The sequence below is a fragment of the Cupriavidus pauculus genome (genome assembly GCF_002858765.1).
Lineage (GTDB): Bacteria > Pseudomonadota > Gammaproteobacteria > Burkholderiales > Burkholderiaceae > Cupriavidus > Cupriavidus pauculus_B.
In genome coordinates, this window is record NZ_PJRP01000006.1 from 45,293 (window position 1) to 63,795 (window position 18,503).

Annotated in this window: 15 protein-coding genes and 1 pseudogene; 9 read left to right on the top strand and 7 right to left on the bottom strand. The window is 65.9% G+C overall.

Translation table 11 applies throughout. From position 1 onward, the window contains the following. Positions 1–94: 94 nt before the first annotated feature. Both CYJ10_RS14495 and CYJ10_RS34740 read right to left on the bottom strand, forming a co-directional pair. Positions 95–619, bottom strand: coding sequence for a helix-turn-helix transcriptional regulator (locus tag CYJ10_RS14495; protein WP_101682198.1), 525 nt, complete (start codon positions 617–619; stop codon positions 95–97). Between the two features lie 9 nt (positions 620–628). After that, positions 629–901, bottom strand: a pseudogene (locus tag CYJ10_RS34740) (hypothetical protein). A gap of 296 nt (positions 902–1,197) precedes the next feature. Between CYJ10_RS34740 and CYJ10_RS14505 the strand changes: the two are divergent. Then, the gene (locus CYJ10_RS14505) at positions 1,198–1,947 is read left to right on the top strand and encodes an AAA family ATPase (protein WP_101682199.1); all 750 of its coding nucleotides are present in this window, start codon (positions 1,198–1,200) and stop codon (positions 1,945–1,947) included. 6 nt (positions 1,948–1,953) lie between these two features. Here the strand turns inward: CYJ10_RS14505 and CYJ10_RS14510 are convergent, their stop codons facing one another. After that, positions 1,954–3,480, bottom strand: coding sequence for an acetyl-CoA hydrolase/transferase family protein (locus CYJ10_RS14510; RefSeq protein ID WP_101682200.1), 1,527 nt, complete (start codon positions 3,478–3,480; stop codon positions 1,954–1,956). Between the two features lie 427 nt (positions 3,481–3,907). Between CYJ10_RS14510 and CYJ10_RS14515 the strand changes: the two genes are divergently transcribed. Both CYJ10_RS14515 and CYJ10_RS14520 read left to right on the top strand, forming a co-directional pair. Further along, on the top strand, positions 3,908–5,662 hold the full coding sequence (locus CYJ10_RS14515; RefSeq protein WP_101682201.1) for an FAD-dependent oxidoreductase: 1,755 nt from the start codon (positions 3,908–3,910) through the stop codon (positions 5,660–5,662). Positions 5,663–5,837: 175 nt separating this feature from the next. Beyond that, entirely contained in the window at positions 5,838–6,830 is a 993-nt protein-coding gene (locus tag CYJ10_RS14520; RefSeq protein WP_101682202.1) for a tripartite tricarboxylate transporter substrate binding protein, read from the top strand. A gap of 108 nt (positions 6,831–6,938) precedes the next feature. On the opposite strand, the gene CYJ10_RS14525 is transcribed toward CYJ10_RS14520, so the two are convergent. Continuing rightward, the gene (locus tag CYJ10_RS14525; protein ID WP_101682203.1) at positions 6,939–7,916 is read right to left on the bottom strand and encodes a hypothetical protein; all 978 of its coding nucleotides are present in this window, start codon (positions 7,914–7,916) and stop codon (positions 6,939–6,941) included. Positions 7,917–8,356: 440 nt separating this feature from the next. Here CYJ10_RS14525 and CYJ10_RS14530 point away from each other — a divergent pair, with 440 nt between their 5' ends. From CYJ10_RS14530 to CYJ10_RS14540, 3 genes are all read left to right on the top strand, one after another. Next, positions 8,357–8,659: a hypothetical protein gene (locus CYJ10_RS14530; protein WP_146002040.1), complete on the top strand. Its 303-nt coding sequence runs from the start codon at positions 8,357–8,359 to the stop codon at positions 8,657–8,659. 294 nt (positions 8,660–8,953) lie between these two features. Next, positions 8,954–10,030 carry an alpha/beta fold hydrolase gene (locus CYJ10_RS14535; RefSeq protein WP_101682205.1) on the top strand — a complete coding sequence of 359 codons (1,077 nt, stop codon included), beginning with the start codon at positions 8,954–8,956 and terminating at the stop codon, positions 10,028–10,030. A gap of 164 nt (positions 10,031–10,194) precedes the next feature. Then, a complete protein-coding gene (locus CYJ10_RS14540; protein ID WP_101682206.1) occupies positions 10,195–10,674 on the top strand; it encodes a nuclear transport factor 2 family protein in 480 nt (159 codons plus the stop codon). A 76-nt stretch (positions 10,675–10,750) separates the two neighbouring features. Here CYJ10_RS14540 and CYJ10_RS14545 read toward each other — a convergent pair whose 3' ends face one another. Next, positions 10,751–12,487: a dipeptidase gene (locus tag CYJ10_RS14545; RefSeq protein ID WP_101682207.1), complete on the bottom strand. Its 1,737-nt coding sequence runs from the start codon at positions 12,485–12,487 to the stop codon at positions 10,751–10,753. A 237-nt stretch (positions 12,488–12,724) separates the two neighbouring features. Between CYJ10_RS14545 and CYJ10_RS14550 the strand changes: the two genes are divergently transcribed. After that, positions 12,725–13,459, top strand: a complete 735-nt coding sequence (locus tag CYJ10_RS14550; protein ID WP_101682208.1) for a glutathione peroxidase — start codon at positions 12,725–12,727, stop codon at positions 13,457–13,459. 208 nt (positions 13,460–13,667) lie between these two features. After that, positions 13,668–15,074: a dihydrolipoyl dehydrogenase gene (locus tag CYJ10_RS14555; RefSeq protein ID WP_101682209.1), complete on the top strand. Its 1,407-nt coding sequence runs from the start codon at positions 13,668–13,670 to the stop codon at positions 15,072–15,074. A gap of 64 nt (positions 15,075–15,138) precedes the next feature. Here the strand turns inward: CYJ10_RS14555 and CYJ10_RS14560 are convergent, their stop codons facing one another. Both CYJ10_RS14560 and clsB read right to left on the bottom strand, forming a co-directional pair. Continuing rightward, positions 15,139–16,110 carry a lysylphosphatidylglycerol synthase domain-containing protein gene (locus CYJ10_RS14560; protein ID WP_101682210.1) on the bottom strand — a complete coding sequence of 324 codons (972 nt, stop codon included), beginning with the start codon at positions 16,108–16,110 and terminating at the stop codon, positions 15,139–15,141. Then, entirely contained in the window at positions 16,107–17,351 is a 1,245-nt protein-coding gene (gene clsB, locus CYJ10_RS14565; RefSeq protein ID WP_101682440.1) for a cardiolipin synthase ClsB, read from the bottom strand. Before clsB ends, CYJ10_RS14560 begins: the two co-directional genes overlap by 4 nt. Before the next feature lie 233 nt (positions 17,352–17,584). On the opposite strand from clsB, the gene CYJ10_RS14570 reads away from it, so the two are divergent. Beyond that, positions 17,585–18,436 carry a class II glutamine amidotransferase gene (locus CYJ10_RS14570; protein WP_101682211.1) on the top strand — a complete coding sequence of 284 codons (852 nt, stop codon included), beginning with the start codon at positions 17,585–17,587 and terminating at the stop codon, positions 18,434–18,436. Positions 18,437–18,503 lie beyond the last annotated feature (67 nt).

Sequence of the window (18,503 nt, forward strand, 5' to 3'; positions counted from 1 at the left end):
AGCATCGCCCGTCGGGTCTTGAACAGGTTGTCGTGTGGAGAGGATAGGCCACTTCCCGTCCGGCAAAAAGGGCCGGGATGGTGGAAATGACCAGTCAGGCGACCAGCAACTCCAGCTGGTGCCGGATTTCCGGCACCAGCCGCGTCGCGCTGCGCGTCAGATTCACCTGCATCGTGACTTCCGCCACATCGATCAGCGCGGGGTCCAGGTCATAGCTGCCGCGCTGGGCCAGCCAGCGGAGCACGTCCGCCAGGTGCCAGACAGACGCTGACCCTTCGTGTACCGGCAGCGGAAACGACGCGGGGTAGCTGGTCATCAGCTTGCGCATGTTCTGCCGCGACACCCCGACGGCTTCGGCCACATCGGTCAGGCCGACGAAGTCTGGCGTCGCCTCGATCAGCCGCGCGTCGGGGACGGCGCGGCGCACATCGGCCAGCGCGCTGACGATGGCGCCATGTGCCGTGTCGGCTTCCCGGGCAAACATTAGCGCAATGCGCCCCGGGATGCCGATGCCGACCAGCGCGTCGTCACAGCCACTGGCGCCAAGGCGCTCTACCACGTCGTCGTGGTCGTTGTTCGAGTCGGACAGCTGGTATTTGAGGGTGAAGTTGTATTCCATGTTGTCCTGTCAGTGCGAGACACCAGGGGGCGCTTTACGGCTCTGATGGATGGCGCAGTGGTCAACCACGCGACGCAGGAACCGCGCATGCAGTTCCGCGTTGCGCGGCGTGCTCCAGATCGACACGATGCAGAATTCTCAGCAGCGGCAGGCGGCGCAGTGATAGGGGCAATACAGCTTGCCCCAGGCACGTGCCCCGCCCAGCTTGCAGCGCCAGAATTCACCTTCCGCGTACTGGACTGCGGCTTCGATTTCCTTTTTTGGATGTTTTTCCCGACCCATCAGGCCTCCCACGATATGCGGCTGCTTGCGAGTTGTCAACTGACAATTCACGAGGCGGTTGACGAAAAGCATTGAGCAGAGACGCTATCAGGACGCCGGGAAAAAATGGCGTTTTGGACACAAAAGACACAAACGCGCACGAACATGTGTCGGCGAGCGATTGTCGGAGGGGGGTGAAGTCAAACCGGCGAACGTCGGACACATTGCCGCAACGGCCGGTGTGCGACGCTGGCGCGGGCGCGCCGTCCATGTGAGCATTCAGTCCATTCCCCCGGACAGCCGAACCAGCCGAACCCATGCTTTCCTCCCAGTTCGCCAGCCGTATCACCTTGCTACGGGACAAGGTGCCCGATTTCGACCGTTACCCGTTCGGCCTGCCGGCGGTGCGCACGCTCGACCATATCGATCTGCACCCCCGGGTGACTTTCTTCGTAGGCGAGAACGGATCGGGTAAATCGACGCTGCTGGAAGCCATCGCCGTGGCGCTGGGCTTCAATGCGGAGGGAGGTAGTCGAAACTTCAATTTCGCCACTCGGGCCTCGCATTCCGAACTCCACGAATACCTGCGCATCGCCAAGGGCGTGCGCCGGCCGCGCAGTGGCTACTTCCTGCGAGCGGAGAGCTTTTTCAATGTGGCTACGGAAATCGAGCGGCTGGACGAGGCGCCCGGGCTAGGCCCGCCCGTGATCGAATCCTACGGCGGCAAGTCGCTGCACGAGCAGTCGCACGGCGAGGCGTTCCTGACCCTGCTGACCGAGCGGTTCCAGGGGCAGGGGCTATATATCCTCGACGAACCCGAGGCGGCGCTGTCGCCGGCCCGGCAACTCGCCGTGATCTCGCGGCTGCATGACCTGGTACGAGAGGGGTCGCAGTTCCTGATCGCGACCCATTCGCCAATCCTGATGGCTTATCCGGAGGCATGGATCTACCAGTGCTCGGCGAACGGCGTGGAGCGCATTGCCTACGAAGAGACCGAGCACTACCAGATCACGCGGGATTTCCTGGTGGACCCGCAACGCATGCTGCGGGTCCTGATGGAGGATTAGCGCGGGTCAGGCTGCCAGCGGTTCGTTGGCCGGCTTGCCGGCTGGCGTCAGCATGGTGCCGTGATCGCGATAGTGGGTGTGCCAGGCGAACGCCTCCTCCAGGACATGGGGCGTCTGCCCACCGCGCAGGCAGGCCCGGCGGTAGTAGTCGAGCAGGCTGTCGCGATAGGCCGGGTCGGTGCAGTTGTTGATGACCTGCAGCGCCCGCTCGCGTGGCGCCAGGCCGCGCAGGTCGGCCAGGCCGTGCTCGGTGACGAGGATGTCCACGTCGTGTTCGCTGTTGTCGACGTGCGTCACCATCGGCACGATGCTGGAAATCTTGCCGTCCTTTGCCACCGACTTCGTGACGAACACCGACAGGTAGGCATTGCGCGCGAAGTCGCCCGAGCCGCCGATGCCGTTCATCATGTGCGTGCCACCCACGTGCGTGGAGTTGACGTTGCCGTAGATGTCGCATTCCAGCGCGGTGTTGATGGTGATCAGGCCCAGGCGGCGCAGCACCTCGGGGTGGTTGCTGATCTCCTGCGGACGCAATACGAGCTTGCTCTTGTAGTGCTCGATGTTGTCCAGCACGCGGCGATACACGGGCGCGGACAGCGTCATCGACGCCGCCGAGGCAAAGCGCATCTTGCCGGCGTCGATCAGTGCGATGGTGCTGTCCTGCAGCACCTCGGAATACATCGTCAGATCGTGGAATGGCGAATCGGCCAGGCCGTGCAGCACGGCATTGGCGATGGTGCCGATGCCGGCCTGCAGTGGCTGCAGGGTCGGCGACAGGCGGCCCGCGCGCACTTCGCGTTCCAGCAGGGCGTTCAGGTGGCCGGCAATCTGGTTTGTCTCGGCGTCGGGCGGCAGCGCGTTGGACGGGCTGTCGTCGCGTTGCGTGATGACGATGGCCGCGATGCGCGACGGGTCGATGGGGATGTAGGGCAGGCCGATGCGCTGCTCCACGGCAATCAGCGGAATCGGCTGGCGATACGGCCGCTGCACCGGGAAGGCGATGTCGTGCAGGCCTTCCAGCCCGCTCGGCATGTTCAGGTTCAGTTCGATGATGACCTGTTTTGCCATCTTGGCGAAGCTGGCGGAGTTGCCGACCGAGGTGGTGGGGACGATGCCGCCCGTCTCGGTAATGGCGGTGGCCTCGATGACCGCGATGTCGACCGGACCGATCTGGCCGCTGCGCAGCAGTTCGGCGGTTTCGCCCAGATGCTGGTCGATGAACATGACCTCGCCGCCGTTGATCTTGCGGCGCAGCGTGGCGTCGGACTGGAAGGGCAGGCGGCGCGCCAGCACATTGCTTTCGGCCAGGATCTTGTCGGTGTCGTGTCCCAGCGAGGCGCCGGTGATCAGCGTGATCTGGAGCGGATCGGTGGCGGCGCGGCGCGCCAGCGCGACGGGAACGGCCTTGCAGTCGCCGGCACGCGTGAATCCGCTCATGCCGACAGTCATGCCGTCGCGGATCAGGCCTGCGGCTTCATCGGCCGACATGATCCTGTCCTGGAGGGCGGCCAGGCGAATGCGATCGCGGTACATCTAGTCTCCTTGCTGGGGGCTGTCTGATCTGCCGCCAGGGGCCTCGTGGGTCCGTGACGGACGGTGCGTCTTGGAGGCGCGTAGCACAGTGTAGCGACCGCTTAATATTCTCACCATGATTTAAAGCTCTGAAGATCAGTCGGATTTTTCATAGTCATGAAGATGGCACGCCAAGGTCGTAACGTGCGGCAAGGCGTTGCGGCGAGAACCATACATGCAGGCTCGCCGGCGCTTCATGATCCTGCGCAATGGTGGTGCAGGCAGGGCGCTTGTCGGTGGCCTGCAAACTCCGGGATGTGTTTCGGCGCTGGCGGGGCTACTATCCTTTCCAGCGCGGCCGGCATGACCGGCCAGGCAGTCTTCGCAGTCTTCGATCGATGCATCACGCGCCGGCGTGGCCGGCCGCTTCACAGCAACGGGGGAAAGCATGGAGATGACCCAGGCGACGTCGGAACTCGACGCCAATCCTGACACCGATGACGCACAGGCGGCGCAGCCGACGCTGACCGAGCTGGAGGCGCCGTTCTCGAACCTGGAAACGCGCCGGCACCAGATGTTCCCCACGTTGACGCACGCGGAAGTCGACCGCATCCGGCGTTTTGGCCAGGTGCGCGCATGGCAGGCCGGCGAGCTGATTTTCCAGGTGGGCGATGCGGGGCGCGGCATGCACGTGGTGCTGACCGGGCGCGTCCGGATCGATCGTCGCGACGGGTTTGGCCACCGCACCCCGATCACCGAGGAAGGGCCGGGCCAATTCCTGGCCGAGGTGGGGCAGTTGACCGGCAAGCCCGCGCTGGTGGATGCCGTGGCCCTTGAGGATGTGACGATCCTGGTGATTCCGCCGCCGAGCCTGCGCGCGCTGCTGGTGGCCGAGGCCGACCTGGGCGAGCGGATCATGCGGGCGCTGATCCTGCGCCGGGTGGGACTTATCGAGCAGGGGGGCGGGCCGGTGCTGGTAGGCAAGGGCACCGAGCCGCTGCTGCTGGCGTTGCAGGCATTCCTGCGCCGCAACGGGCATCCGCACCGGGTGATCGACATCGAGACCGACACCGATTCCACGTGCCTGCTCGATATCAGCAAGGCGCCCCAGAGCGATTTTCCGATGGTGATCTGCCCCGACGGCAGCGTGCTGCGCGCGCCGGACGAAGGCCAGCTCGCCAGTTGCCTGGGGCTGGTGCCTGAATTCGACCCGGACCACGTCTATGACGTGATCGTGGTCGGGGCCGGTCCGGCCGGGCTGGCAACGGCCGTGTACGCGGCGTCCGAAGGGCTGTCGGTGGCCGTGCTCGATTGCCGGTCGCCCGGCGGCCAGGCCGGCGCCAGCGCGCGCATCGAGAACTACCTGGGCTTTCCGACCGGCATTTCCGGCCAGGCGCTGGCCGGCCGCGCGTTCGTGCAGGCGCTCAAGTTCGGTGCCCACGTCGCCATTCCGCTAGAAGCCAAGGCGTTGCATTGTGGCGAAAATCCGATCGAACTCGAACTGGCCGACGGTCGCCGCATTCCCACGCGGACCGTGGTGATTGCCAGCGGCGCGCAATACCGGCGTGCCGAGATCGATTCGCTGGACCGCTACGAGGGGCGCGGCGTCTACTACTGGGCGTCGCCGGTGGAAGCCAAGCTGTGCAAGGACGAACACGCGATGCTGGTGGGTGGCGGCAATTCGGCGGGCCAGGCGGCGGTGTACCTGGCGTCGCACGCGGCCGAGGTGCACATGCTGGTGCGCGGCGAGGGGCTGGAGGCCACCATGTCGCGCTATCTGATCGACCGGCTCAAGGGCCTGCCGAACGTGCATCTGCATACCCATTCGCAGATCACGGCGATGGAGGGCGATGGCTGGCTTTCCACCGTCCGGTACAAGGAACGGGCGCAGGGGCCGGAATGCGTGGCGGTGTCGATGCGCCACGTGTTCCTGTTCATCGGCGCCGCGCCCAATACCGAATGGCTGCGGTCGTGCCACGTGGAAACCGACAACAAGGGCTTCATCCTGACTGGCTACGACGCGCATCATTCCTGCACCGAGCGGGCCGACTACACGCTCGAAACCAGCGTGCCCGGCGTGTTCGCGATTGGCGATGTCCGCTCGGGGTCCACCAAGCGCGTGGCTGCCGCAGTGGGCGAGGGCGCGGCCGTGGTGGCGCAGATCCATCACTACCTGGCCACGCTGGAACATGCCCGGGTCTGACCTTTCGATGGGTGTTGATTCGTGAGTTGAGGGCATCAATGTCGTTCTGAAGAGGATATCCCTGCGCTTTGTTTCATGGTTACACTGCCTGCGCCCTGTCCGGAGTCGTGCCGGACAGGGCCATTCAGGTATTCGACCGGGCTCAAGCCCGGCGCACCAACCAGGAGACAGAACCATGGGTATCCCCTTCGCCATCCTCGCGAAGCGTGCGGGCATTGCCATTGCGGCGATGGCTGCCACGCTTGCCGCCGTACCTTCCCTTGCCGCAGATAGCTTCCCCAACCGTCCGGTCCGCCTGATCGTGCCCTTCGCGCCCGGCGGCAGCGTCGACATTGCCGGCCGGCTGATCACCGAAGCCTGGGGCAAGCAACTGGGGCAGCCGATCGTGGCCGACAACCGCGCCGGGGCATCGGGCAATATCGGCATGGACCAACTGGCCAAGGCCCGGCCCGACGGCTACACGCTGGCCATCAACAACGTGGCGCTGGCGGTCAATCCGTCGCTGTTCGCCAAACTGCCATTCGATACGGCCAAGGATTTTGCGTCGGTCGGCACCATGGGGACGTCGCAGCACGTGCTGGTGGTCAACAACGCGCTGCCGGTGAAGAACGTGAAGGAACTGGTGGCCATGGCCAAGGCGCAGCCGGGCAAGCTGAGCTTCGGCTCGGCCGGATCGGGCAGCACGTTCCATATGGCGGCCGAACTGTTCAAGACCGAGTCTGGCGCCGACATCCTGCATGTGCCGTACAAAGGCGGCGGCCCGGCCCTGGTCGATACGATTGCCGGCCAGGTGCAGATGAGCTTTCCGGTGCTGTCCGCGGCGCTGCCTCACGTGCAGGCGGGCAAGCTGCGCGCGCTGGCCGTGACCGGGCCGAAGCGTTCGCCGCTGATGCCTGACGTGCCCACCATGGCCGAAGCCGGCCTGCCGAACTACGCGTTCGAGACGTGGTTCATCGTCAGCGCGCCCACCGGTACGCCCAAGGACGTGCTGGCGAAGCTGAACCAGACGCTCAACGCGGCGCTGGCCCAGCCCGAACTCAAGGCGCGGCTGCTCAAGGAAGGTTTCGAGCCGCTGACGATGAGCCCGGCCCAGGCCGATGCCATGCTGCGCAAGGAAATGGTTCGCTGGGCGGCACAGATCAAGCAGGCCGGGATCACCCCCGAGTAACGAAGTCCGGGCCAGCCGCCCGGTCCGTCCGGTCGTCGGGTGGGCAGATTGCCAGATTGCCGGGCCGCCAGATCGTCGAATCTCCAGACTGGCGGCCCGGCGCCTGGTTCAGGCTGCCATCGCGGGTTCCGGCGCGCCGGTGGCGGGTACCGCGTACATCAGCGGGGCCGCTCCGGCTTGGATGCGTGCCCGCTGCGCCTCGGTGGTCATCTCCTCCAGCAGCTTGCAGAAGCGCGGCTCGAACATGCCGGACACGATGTACGTCCAGCGGTACGCCTTGCGCACCACCGCTTCCACCTCGGGTGCATGCGGGGCGTCCTGCGCGCCACGGATCACGCGCATGAAGTAGGCCGTATCGGCCTGGGCCTGCGCCTGGATGATCGCGTCAAAGCCACCCACGATCGCCAGCATGTCGTCGATGGCCGCATCGCGCTCGGCGTCGCTCGCGCGGGCGTTCTCGCGGATCCACTCCAGCTCGTCCAGGATCGCGTGCTGCGATTCCTCGCGCCAGTGGTACAGGAACACGTCCTTGAACAGCTCGGAAAGGTCCGGTGCGGTGCCGATGCTGGCGCGATAGTGCGCCTGCGTGAACAGTTCCAGCTGGCAGATCACGCCCAGCACGGCCCACGTGCGCTTGCCCAGCACGAACGCGGCCACGTCGTTGGGCTGGGCGTCGAAGCGATAGCCATCGGGCATGCCCTGCGCGGCCAGCCGTTCGATGCGGCGAAACAGTTCCTGGTGCTTCAGTTCCTCGTCGGAAAAGCGGATCAGGGCCTCCAGCGCGACCTGGTCGCCCAGCGCGTGTTGCCCGGTCAACTCCAGCACCTTGGCGCTGACAAAGCGTTCCACCAGCCCGAACATGTTGGCGTAGGTACGGCCTTGCACCTGGCTCAGGAAGCGCTGTTCCGAGGCGCTCAGGAAGGGCAGTTCGTCGACGAGCGACAGGCCGTCGGGCATGAACTTGTGCGAAAGGTCGAACGTGCGGCCGCGAATCACGTCCTGGTCGATGTCCCAGCGGATGCGGCGTGAAGCGGCGATGCAGCGGGCGTAGCGTTGTGTGTCGGCGGAAAGGGATACAGCGTGCATTGCGAAACTCCTTGATACGTGAAATCCGTCCCATGGAGGACGTGGGCCGGATACTCGGACGTTTCGGGGGTATCGCGCGTGAGGCTGGTGTCCCGACTGGAATCGTTTTCATCGGAATCGGCACCGGAAAGCGGGACGTGCGTCCTTGGCGCGGGTTTACTCGGGGAATTACGATAGGACTACCTGCAATGCCATGCTGGGCGTGGCCTGCGGGCACGCGTTGCACACCACTGGCCCGGTCCTTTCGCCTGCACAGGACCGAAGTCCTACGCATTGGCACCGGGTTTTCCCGCGATGCGGGCAAAAACCGGGACACCTGTCACGTACGCGGTTGCAAACGATTTCCGACAATGACTCCACGGATCGGCCGATGCCATCCTGGCCAACGGCTGATCCGTGTTTGCCTTCTGATTGGAGTTCAAAAAGTTGGAGTCGTCGAGATGTGTACCAAAGTTGCAAAGACCCTGCTTGCCGTTTCAGCCGTTTCCGCATTGACCATCGGCATTGCCCAGACCGCCCACGCCGCGTGGAGCGAAGTATTCGTTCCGTCGAATGGATCGACGCTTCACGTGAGCAAGTCATCGTGCCTGCGTGGCACCTTCGATTCCTATTCGGACGGCGCCCGCATCGGGCCGCGCGATGCATTTAGCGATGGCGGCAACCACATCGGTCCGCGCGACGCGTACACCGACGGCGCGCGCAGCGTCGGCGCCCAGGGGGACTGCGCGATGCGCGCGGCCTGACGTCATCTGGCGCACCTGGCCCGGCCGCGGCAGACCACCTGCCGCACGCCCGGGCTTTTCAACTTCCGTCGCAAGGCACCGCCCTTGGTGTACATCATCCGGCGCACCCCCTACGCACCGCGTCTGGCCTTCCGCACATTGCGGGGCCGGCAGTCGGTGTTGATGTCGGCGCGCTGGGGATCGTTGTCTAAGATAGGTGAGTCGCCCGGCCCCGCCGGACGCGGTGAGCCATTGCCGGACGTTGCACGGCGGCACACCGCGTCGCCCGTATCCTGCCCCGTGCGCGACCCACCCATGCCGATGCTCAAGCAGCAGATTCGCCTATGCACCAGCCCGGACCGCGTACGCCTGGCCTATGCCGTCACGGGTAGCGGGCCGCCGCTGGTGAAGGCCGCCAACTGGATGAGCCACCTGGAGTTCGACGTCGGCAGCCCGGTCTGGAGCCATATGCTGTGTGCGCTGTCCGAGCAGCACACGCTGATCCGCTACGACGAACGCGGTTGCGGGCTGTCCGACCGCCACGTGGAAGACCTCTCGTTCGATGCCTGGCTGAGCGACCTGGAAACCATCGTCGACGCCATGGCCGTGGAGCCATTTGCGCTTCTGGGCATCTCGCAGGGGGCATCGATTGCCGTGGCCTATGCGGTGGCGCATCCCGAGCGCGTCAGCCATCTGGTGCTGCACGGCGGCTACGCGCGGGGGCGGCTCAAGCGCAACCAGGGCGACGTCATGCGCGACGAGGCCGAGTTGATGATCCGGCTGGCCGAGATCGGCTGGGGTCAGGAGAATCCGGCCTTCCGCCAGTTCTTCACCACGCAGTTCATCCCGGGCGGTACGGCGGAGCAGCACCGCTGGTTCAACGAGCTGGAGCGGGTGTCCACGTCGCCAGTCAATGCGGCGCGCTTCATGCGCATCTTCAACGAGATTGATGTGGTGGATCTGCTGCCGCTGGTCACCTGCCCGACGCTGGTGATGCATGCGGTGCGCGATGCGCGCGTGCCGTTCGACGAAGGGCGGCTGATCGCCAGCATGATTCCCAATGCCCGCTTTGTGCCGCTGGACAGCGGCAACCACCTGCTGCTGGAAACCGAACCGGCATGGGACCGCTGGATCGAGGAGGTGCGCGCCTTCCTGCCCGCCCCGGCGCCGTCCACCGACCCCGCCTTTGGCGCCCTGACGCGGCGCGAACGCGACATCGTCGTGCTGATCGCCCAGGGGCGCGATAACGCGCAGATCGCCGCCCACCTGGGCCTGTGCGAGAAGACCGTGCGCAACCACATCACCAGCATCTTCTCGAAACTCGAGGTCGAGAATCGCTCGCAGGCGATTGTCCTGGCGCGCGAGTCGGGGTTTGACCGGCAGCGCGTGTAGGGCGCCACGGGGGCGCAATCAGCCTGTGGCACTGAATTTCCGCTTGACATACAGATCTGTCTACTCAACACTATGAGACAGATCTGTCTACATGTGGATCTGGCGAATGCCGTCACCGATTTCCCATTGATTTCCAGGTTTTTCCGCTTCCCAAGGAGCCTCCCATGTCGAGCCAACCCGAAGTTCGCCCGCCGCTGCCCCCGTTCACGCTGGAGACCGCCGCTGCCAAGGTGCGCGCCGCCGAAGACGGCTGGAATACGCGCGACCCCCACCGCGTGGCGCTGGCCTATACGGTGGACAGTGCCTGGCGCAACCGCGCCGAATTCGTGAACGGACGCGACGACATCGTGGCCTTCCTGACGCGCAAATGGCAGAAGGAACTCGACTATCGGCTGATCAAGGAGCTGTGGGCGCACGACGGCAACCGCATCGCGGTGCGGTTTGCGTACGAGTGGCACGACGACTCGGGCAACTGGTTCCGGTCGTACGGTAACGAAAACTGGGAATTCGACGAAAACGGCCTGATGCGCCGCCGTTTCGCGTGCATCAACGACGCGCCGATCCGCGAGGCGGACCGCAAGTACCACTGGCCGCTGGGTCGCCGGCCCGATGACCATCCGGGCCTGAGCGATTTGGGGTTCTGAGGCATCGCCGCTGGCCGCCCCCCTTTCACGCAGGCGGGAGAGGGGAGTTGGCCGGCGGGATATCAGGCGCCCTGCATCACTGCATCTTCTGCAGGTTGCCCACGCGCACCAGCATCTCCGTGAACATCTGCATGTCCAGGTTCAGGTCGGAGACTTCCTTGTACTCCTTGGCGTTGTGCGCGGTGTACTTCTTGCCGGGCATGGCCGGGCCGAAGTTGATGGCGTTCGGCATCAGCTTGGCCGTCGTGCTGCCGGCTGTCGGCACCGGCTTGGCTTCGAGCCCGGTGGTGTCGCCGTAGATGTTCAGCAGCGTGGACAGCCACGCCCCCTTGGGGTCGCGGGCCATCCAGTCGCCCTGATCGTGCTGGATCTCCAGCGTGGTATGCGTCTGCGCGCCCCACGCCTGGATGCGCTCGGCGATCTTCGCGCGCAGCGCGTCGGGCGTGGACCCACGCGGCATGCGCACATTGGCCGTGACCTCCAGCTTGCCGTTGCGCTCGCGGATCAGCGTCGGCGACATCGTCAGCGGACCCATGAAGTCGTCGCGATAGCCCACATCCATCTTCTCGCCAAGGTAGCCCGTGCCGTAGAGATCGGTCAGGTAGCGCGTGGCGCGCGCGTACTGGTTGTCCGCGAACGGCACGCCCGACGCCTGCAGGAACATCGCCAGGCGCGGCACGGGGTTCACGCCTTCCTCGGGGCGCGAACCGTGGGCCGACGAGCCGGTGACCTTCACATCGATGGCGTCGCCGTTGCGTGCGATGTCGATGGCAAACTTGCCCTGCGCGGCTTGCTGGGCGATGAAGGCCGCCCGCGCCTGCTCCAGCGTCGTGGCCACGGCGTTGAGGTCGCCGCCGGCAATGCGTGCGGTGGCCGTCTGCGGAATCGCGTTTGCCGACGCGGCGCCAGCCATCGCGACGATGGCGGCCTGCTTGCCGTCGGCGGGCTGGTCAGGAAAGCGCACGGTCAGCGCGCCGGAGCCCTTTTCGGCCACCACGGCAGGGTACTTGCTGTCGAGCACGATGTTGTACTCGGGCAGGGCGGTCTTGTCGCGGTAGTACTTCATGCCGTCGCCGCCGGTTTCCTCTGTGGTCTCGATCATCAGGCGAATCGTGCGCGCCAGCGGCACGCCGCTTTCGCGCACGGTCTTCATGGCGAAGAGCGCTGCGGCAATCGATCCCTTGTCGTCGATGGTGCCCCGGCCGTAGAGGTAGTCGCCCACGCGCGTGACCTTGAACGGGTCGAGCTTCGTGCCGTCGTCGAGCACCCATTCGTCGGCCACCACGGGCACCACGTCTGCGTGCGTGAGGATGCCGAACGTCTCCTTGCCCTGGCCCGGCAGCGTGACCTCGAACACACGGTTGTCGACGTTGCGGAACTGCAGCCCGAAGTCCTTCGCCATGCGCTCGACGACCTTGCCGAACTCGACGATGGCCGGGTTTTCGTGCTGCGGCACCTTGTCGTCGCGCACGGTGCGCAGCGCCACCATCTCGGTGATGCTGTCGAGTACCGCCTGCTGGTTATGCACGCGGTTGTAGACGCCCAGCAGGCGCCCGATGTTGACCAGGTCGTCGCCCTTGAGCGGCCGCTTGGCCCGATAGGCGCGTACCGAGCCGGCCAGTTTCGGGTCGGCCTTGACGGCGGCGTCCAGGAACGCGTTGAAGCTGGCGGGCGGGGCGGCCGTGGTGCTGGCCACGAGCCGGTCGAGTTCGGGCTTGGCCAGCGGGGCCGCCGTGGCGCTGGTGGCGCCTAGGGCGAACAGGGTGGCGGCCAGCAGGGTCGCGGCGGGTAGCCGGATGGGCAGGCGAGTCATGGAGCGGTTGTCCCTTCATGGTTTTTGTGTGCCCGCATGATAGCGACGCCCATGTGCGAGCGGAAGCATTCAAAACCCTGCCCGATAGTCAAAAACAATCGGATTTTCCTGATTTATCATAGAAATTATCAATCAATCCGGTTGAGACAATGAATTTTACGGATCACATTCAGACCGCGACAATCCACTCCATCGCCACATCACGTGGCGCCCAAACCAACCCAAGGAGTGATTCCGATGCTGCAATCCCGTGAAGGCCAACGCGTTCCCAATGTGACGTTTCGTGTACGCGAACACAACGAATGGAAGGACGTGACCACGGCCGAACTGTTCAACGGCAAGACCGTCGCCGTGTTCTCGCTGCCGGGCGCCTTCACCCCGACGTGTTCGTCGACCCACCTGCCGCGGTACAACGAACTGGCCCCGGCGTTCCGGGCGGCTGGCGTGGACACGATCCTGTGCGTGTCGGTCAACGACACCTTCGTGATGAACGAGTGGGCCAAGGACCAGGAGTCCGAGAACATCGTGATGATCCCGGACGGCAACGGCGAATTCACCGACGGCATGGGCATGCTGGTGGACAAGGCCGACCTGGGCTTCGGCAAGCGCAGCTGGCGCTATTCGATGGTCGTGAAGAACGGGGTGGTGGACAAGATGTTCATCGAGCCGGAAGAGCCGGGCGACCCGTTCAAGGTGTCCGACGCCGACACGATGCTGAACTACATCCAGCCGGACGCCAAGCGTCCCGACCAGGTGGTGGTGTTCTCGAAAGTCGGCTGCTCGCACTGTGCCAAAGCCAAGCAACTGCTGCAGGACAAGGGCTACGAGTATATCGACGTGCCGCTGGACAACAAGATCCGCGGCAAGGTGCTGGGCGCCATGTCCGGTGAGATGACCGCCCCGCAGGTGTTCATCAACGGCAAGCTGGTGGGCGGCGCCGCCGCGCTGGAACAGTACCTGGCTGCCGCCTGATCCTCCCGCCCGGGCCCGGCTCCCCCGGCCGGTGTCCTGGGCACCTTTTTCTCCCCTGGCACTCGCCCCCCCAATCCGCCGCCGGCAACCGGCGGCGCGGGCCGGCAGTCGCCGGACCCGATGGCATCGCCTTGGCCGCGCCATGGCAAGGACGGTGCCATCCCATCCGCCGATTGAAGCAAAGCAGATTGACGAACAGGAAACGCACATGAAAACGATTCAGACCGACGTCGCAGTGATTGGCACAGGAACCGCCGGGCTGGCAGCGTATCGCGCCGCCATCGCCGCCGGCAAGCGTGCCGTGGTCATCGAAGGTGGCGCGTATGGCACCACTTGCGCCCGTGTGGGCTGCATGCCGTCGAAGCTGCTGATCGCCGCAGCCGAGGCCGCCCACGAGGCGCGCCACACCGCCGCGTTTGGCGTACACGTGGACGGGCCGGTCCGCATCGACGGCCGCCAGGTCATGGACCGCGTACGCAGCGAACGCGACCGCTTCGTGGGTTTCGTGGTGCGCGGCGTCGACAATATTCCCGAGGAAGACCGCCTGCGCGGCTATGCGCAGTTCATCGACAACACGGTGCTGCAGGTGGGCGCCAATACCGTGGTGCGGGCCAGCCGCGTGGTGATCGCCACCGGCTCGCGGCCGGCTGTGCCGCCGTCGTTCACTGTGTTCGGTGACCGCCTGATCATCAACGACGATGTATTTTCGTGGCAGGACCTGCCCGCCAGCGTGGCCGTGTTCGGGCCGGGCGTGATCGGGCTGGAACTGGGCCAGGCGTTGTCCCGGCTGGGCGTGCGCGTGCGCGTGTTTGGCGTCGGCGGGGGCGTGGGCCCGTTGTCCGATCCTGACATCCGGGCTTACGCGGCGAAGACGTTCCATGCGGAATTCCCGCTGTTGCCTGATGCCAGCGTGACCGATATGCGCCGCGAGGGCGATGAAGCGGTGATCACGTTCCAGGGCGAGGACGGCAAGCCGGTGACCGAGCGCTTTGCCTACGTGCTGGCTGCCACGGGGCGTCGTCCGAATGTCGACAACCTGGCGCTGGAAAACACGGCGCTGGCACTCGACGCCCGTGGGGTGCCGGTGTTCGATCCGGTCACGCTGCAGTGTGGCGATGCGCCAGTGTTCATTGCCGGTGACGCCAACAACGTGCTGCCACTGCTGCACGAAGCGGCCGACGAAGGCCGGATCGCCGGCGAAAACGCCGCGCACTGGCCGAAGCTGCGACTGCTGACGCGCCGCGCCCCGATTGCCGTGGTGTTCTCCGACCCGCAGATCGCCATGGTGGGCAAGCGCCATGCCGACCTGATCCAGGGCCGCTTCGTGACCGGCGAAGTCAGCTTCGAGGACCAGGGCCGCAGCCGCGTGATGCTGAAGAACCGGGGGCTGATGCACATCTATGCCGACCGGGCCACGGGCCGCTTCCTGGGCGCCGAATGGATCGGGCCGCGCGCAGAGAACATCGCGCACCTGCTGGCGTGGGCGTACCAGCAGAACCTGACGATCTCGCAGATGCTGGCCATGCCGTTCTACCATCCGGTGGTGGAAGAGGGCCTGCGTACCGCGCTGCGCGACGCGGAGGCCAAGCTGACGCAACTGAAGGTGGCGGCCTGACGATTGAAGATGAAACGTTGATGACGGAAGGGCAGGTGGCGCAGGCGCGCTGCCTGCCCTTTTTCTATTGGGCCTGTACCGGCTTGCCCCGCGCGCCGCGCAGTTCCGTCCACGCGTAGGCCGACGTGGCGAACACCATCGGCAGCAGGTAGTACAAGGCCCGATAGGCGATCAGGGCGGCCACCACCATGTGCTCGGGGGCCACCGGGCGCAGCAGCACCACGAATACGCTTTCGAGCACGCCGATGCCGGCCGGGATGTGCGCCAGCGCGCCCGCCACGGCGCCCACCAGCAGGGCGGCCAGCGCCTGGGGCAGGCTGACCTCTCTTGGCAGCAGCAGATCGATGATGCAGGCGAGCACGATCCAGTTGGTGATCGACAGCGCCGTCTGGAGCAGCGCGAAGCGGAAGCCCGGCAACCGGAACACGTGTCGGCCGAACCGCACGCTGTGCGTCCTGGCCCTGGCGCAGGCCAGCCAGTACGACAGGCCACATGCCAGCATCGCCACGCCCACGGCGCGCAGCATCCATGGCGTGATGCCCCAGTCCGCCGGCAGCGATGGCGGGGCAAGCGCCAGCACGCCGCCGGCCAGCAGCATGTAGCCCGTCCAGTTGGTGATGATGGCGATGGTGTAGATGCCCGCCACCTGCGATCCGCTGACGTTCGCGCGCGAATAGAGCCGCAGCCGCATGCCCAGCCCGCCTACCATCGCCCCGACGTTGAGGTTGAAGACATAGGCAATGAACGCGATCAGCATCACGCGCGGCGTGGACAGGTGATGCCCGGTGTAGCGGCGCCCCAGCAGGTCGAACGAGGCATGCAGCGAGAAGCTGACGCAGGCCAGCGCCAGCACCGGCAGCAGCGTCGCGGCGTCGTACCGCTTCAGCGCCTGCAGGACCTGCGTCCAGTCGACCCCGCTCAGGCTCCGGTAGATCAGGTAGATCACCAGTGCCACGAACACCAGCCCCGCCACGCGCTTGACGATGGACCATCGGATATGGCGCCGCAGGCCGCGGCGCAGGCTGGCGACGGTCATCCTGGACCGTCCTGCTGGGTGTGGCGCACGATCGGTTCCGGCGGTGTGGTGCTGGATGCCACCACCGGCGACACGATTTTCGGTGTGTGGGCCGGCAGCCATCCGGCCCAAGCCGGAAACTTGCGCAGGAAGTGGAAGATCAGCGGTGTGGCGATGCCACGCCACCAGGCCCCGCGCGCTGGCGACGCGGCGCAGACCTCGGTGCAGCGTCCGGACATCAGGTTGCGCAGGTTGTCTTGCAGCGATGCCACGAAGGCGGTGTCGCGGATCACGAGGTTGGCTTCGAGGTTCAGCGACAGGCTCAGCGGGTCGAGGTTGCTCGATCCCACCGTGGCCCAGTCGTCGTCCACCACGGCCACCTTGCTGTGGTTGGGCCGCTCGCAGTATTCAAAGATGCGCACGCCGGATTCGCGCAGGTGCGCGTAAAGCATGTCCACGGTGCGCTTGACCCACAGCATGTCCGGCCGGCCCTGCAGTACCAGGCGCACATCGACGCCCCGTTGCGCTGCATTGCAGATGGCCTGCAGCAGCCGGTAGCCCGGCAGGAAGTAGGCGTTGGCGATGACGATCTGGCGTCGTGCGGTGCGAATCGCCGCCAGGTACTGCTGTTCGATGTCATTGCGGTGGGCCTGATTGTCGCGCGTGACAAACAGCACGCTGCCGGGTGGAGCCGGGTCGGTGGGGTGGGGCGGTGGAATGCGCCGCACGGCTGCGCGTGGCTGCCTGGCGGGCGGGTCGCCGCTGGCTTCGAGCATGAACGCATGGATGACACGGGCGGCCGGGCCTTGCACCTCGACGGCATAGTCCTGCTTGGCCAACGGGCTGGCCTCCACGAGATGCTCGACAGACAGGTTGATGCCGCCCACGAAGGCCAGTTCGCCGTCGATGGCCACCAGTTTGCGGTGCAGCCGCCGGAAGAGATTGGTGCGCTTGCCCAGCAGCCGGCGCCCCGGTGCGAACACCCGCACCGCGACGCCGGCCGCGGCCAGCCTGGCGATGTAGTCGGGCGACAGGTCGGCCGTGCCGAAGCCGTCCACCGTCATGCCGACCGCGACACCACGGCGCGCCGCTGCCTCAAGCGCATCGCCAAGCTGCCTGCCCACGTCATCCTCGAACAGGATGAAGGTTTCCAGCAGCACGCTGCGGCGCGCTGCCCCGATGGCCGCGATCAGGCGCGGGAAGTATTCGTCGCCGTTCTCCAGCAGCCGTAGGCGGTTTCCGGTGGTCCATGCGTGCTCCATTTCGGGCAAGTAGCACGAATGGTGCCCGGCGGCGCGCGGCCGTTTTTGGCGCGCCAATGGCCGTCGAGGTGACCGATCCGGCGCATGTCGTGGCGGAAACGAAGCGCGCCCCCGGGCAGCCGATGTAGGAATTGCCACAGGTGTCCGCACCGAATTGCGCTGCAACAGCATCCTGGCGGGCCACTTGCTATGCTGAAGTGAAGATCCCGCACCCACAGACTGGAGGAGGCATCATGTGCCGCTGGCTGGCCTATTCGGGCCGTTCCGTTCCGATGGAGGCAGTGCTGTTTCAGCCCGAGCATTCGTTGATCGACCAGAGCCTGAATTCCCGGCTCGGGCATACCACGACCAACGGGGATGGCTTCGGCGTCGGCTGGTACGGGCGGCACTCCGAGTTGCCGTTCCGCTATCGATGCCTGCATCCGGCGTGGAGCGACACCAACCTGCGCGAGGCGGCGCGGGCGGTCCGGGCGCCGCTGTTCGTCGCGCATATCCGGGCCGCGACGGGTACGCCGACCCAGGAGACCAACTGCCATCCGTTCCGGTTCGGCCGCTGGCTGTTTGCCCACAACGGGCTTATCCGCGACTACCCGCTGGTGCGGCGCGACCTGATGATGTCCGTGGCGCCACATCTGTTTCGCTGGATCGAGGGCTCGACCGATTCCGAGGTGATGTTCTTCCTGGCGCTGACATTCGGGCTGGAACGCGATCCGCAGGGGGCGCTGGAGCAGATGGTGGGGCTGATCGAGTCGGTCGGGCACCGCCACGATATCGAGCACCCGATCAACATGACCGTCTGCGTGACCGACGGCCAGCAGATCGTGGCGGCGCGCTATTCGAGTGAACGCGACTCCCGCTCGCTGTTCCACAGCACGTCGTTTCGCCAGTTGCGGGCGCTCTATCCCGACGACCCGCGCATCATCGCCGCTGGCGACGATGCATTCCTGGTGTTGTCCGAGCCGCTGATCGACGTGCAGGGCGTCTGGGAAGAGATTCCGGAGTCCACCATGCTGGTGGCGCGGCGGGGCGATATCCAGCAGCGTTGCTTTACACCCCGGATGCCGGATCGGGATGGGGCGCGGTGAACGGCCGCGCAGCGGTCTCGCGCTGCGGCGGAGACAGACCTGTCTACTATAATGGCAGTGTTTTCCG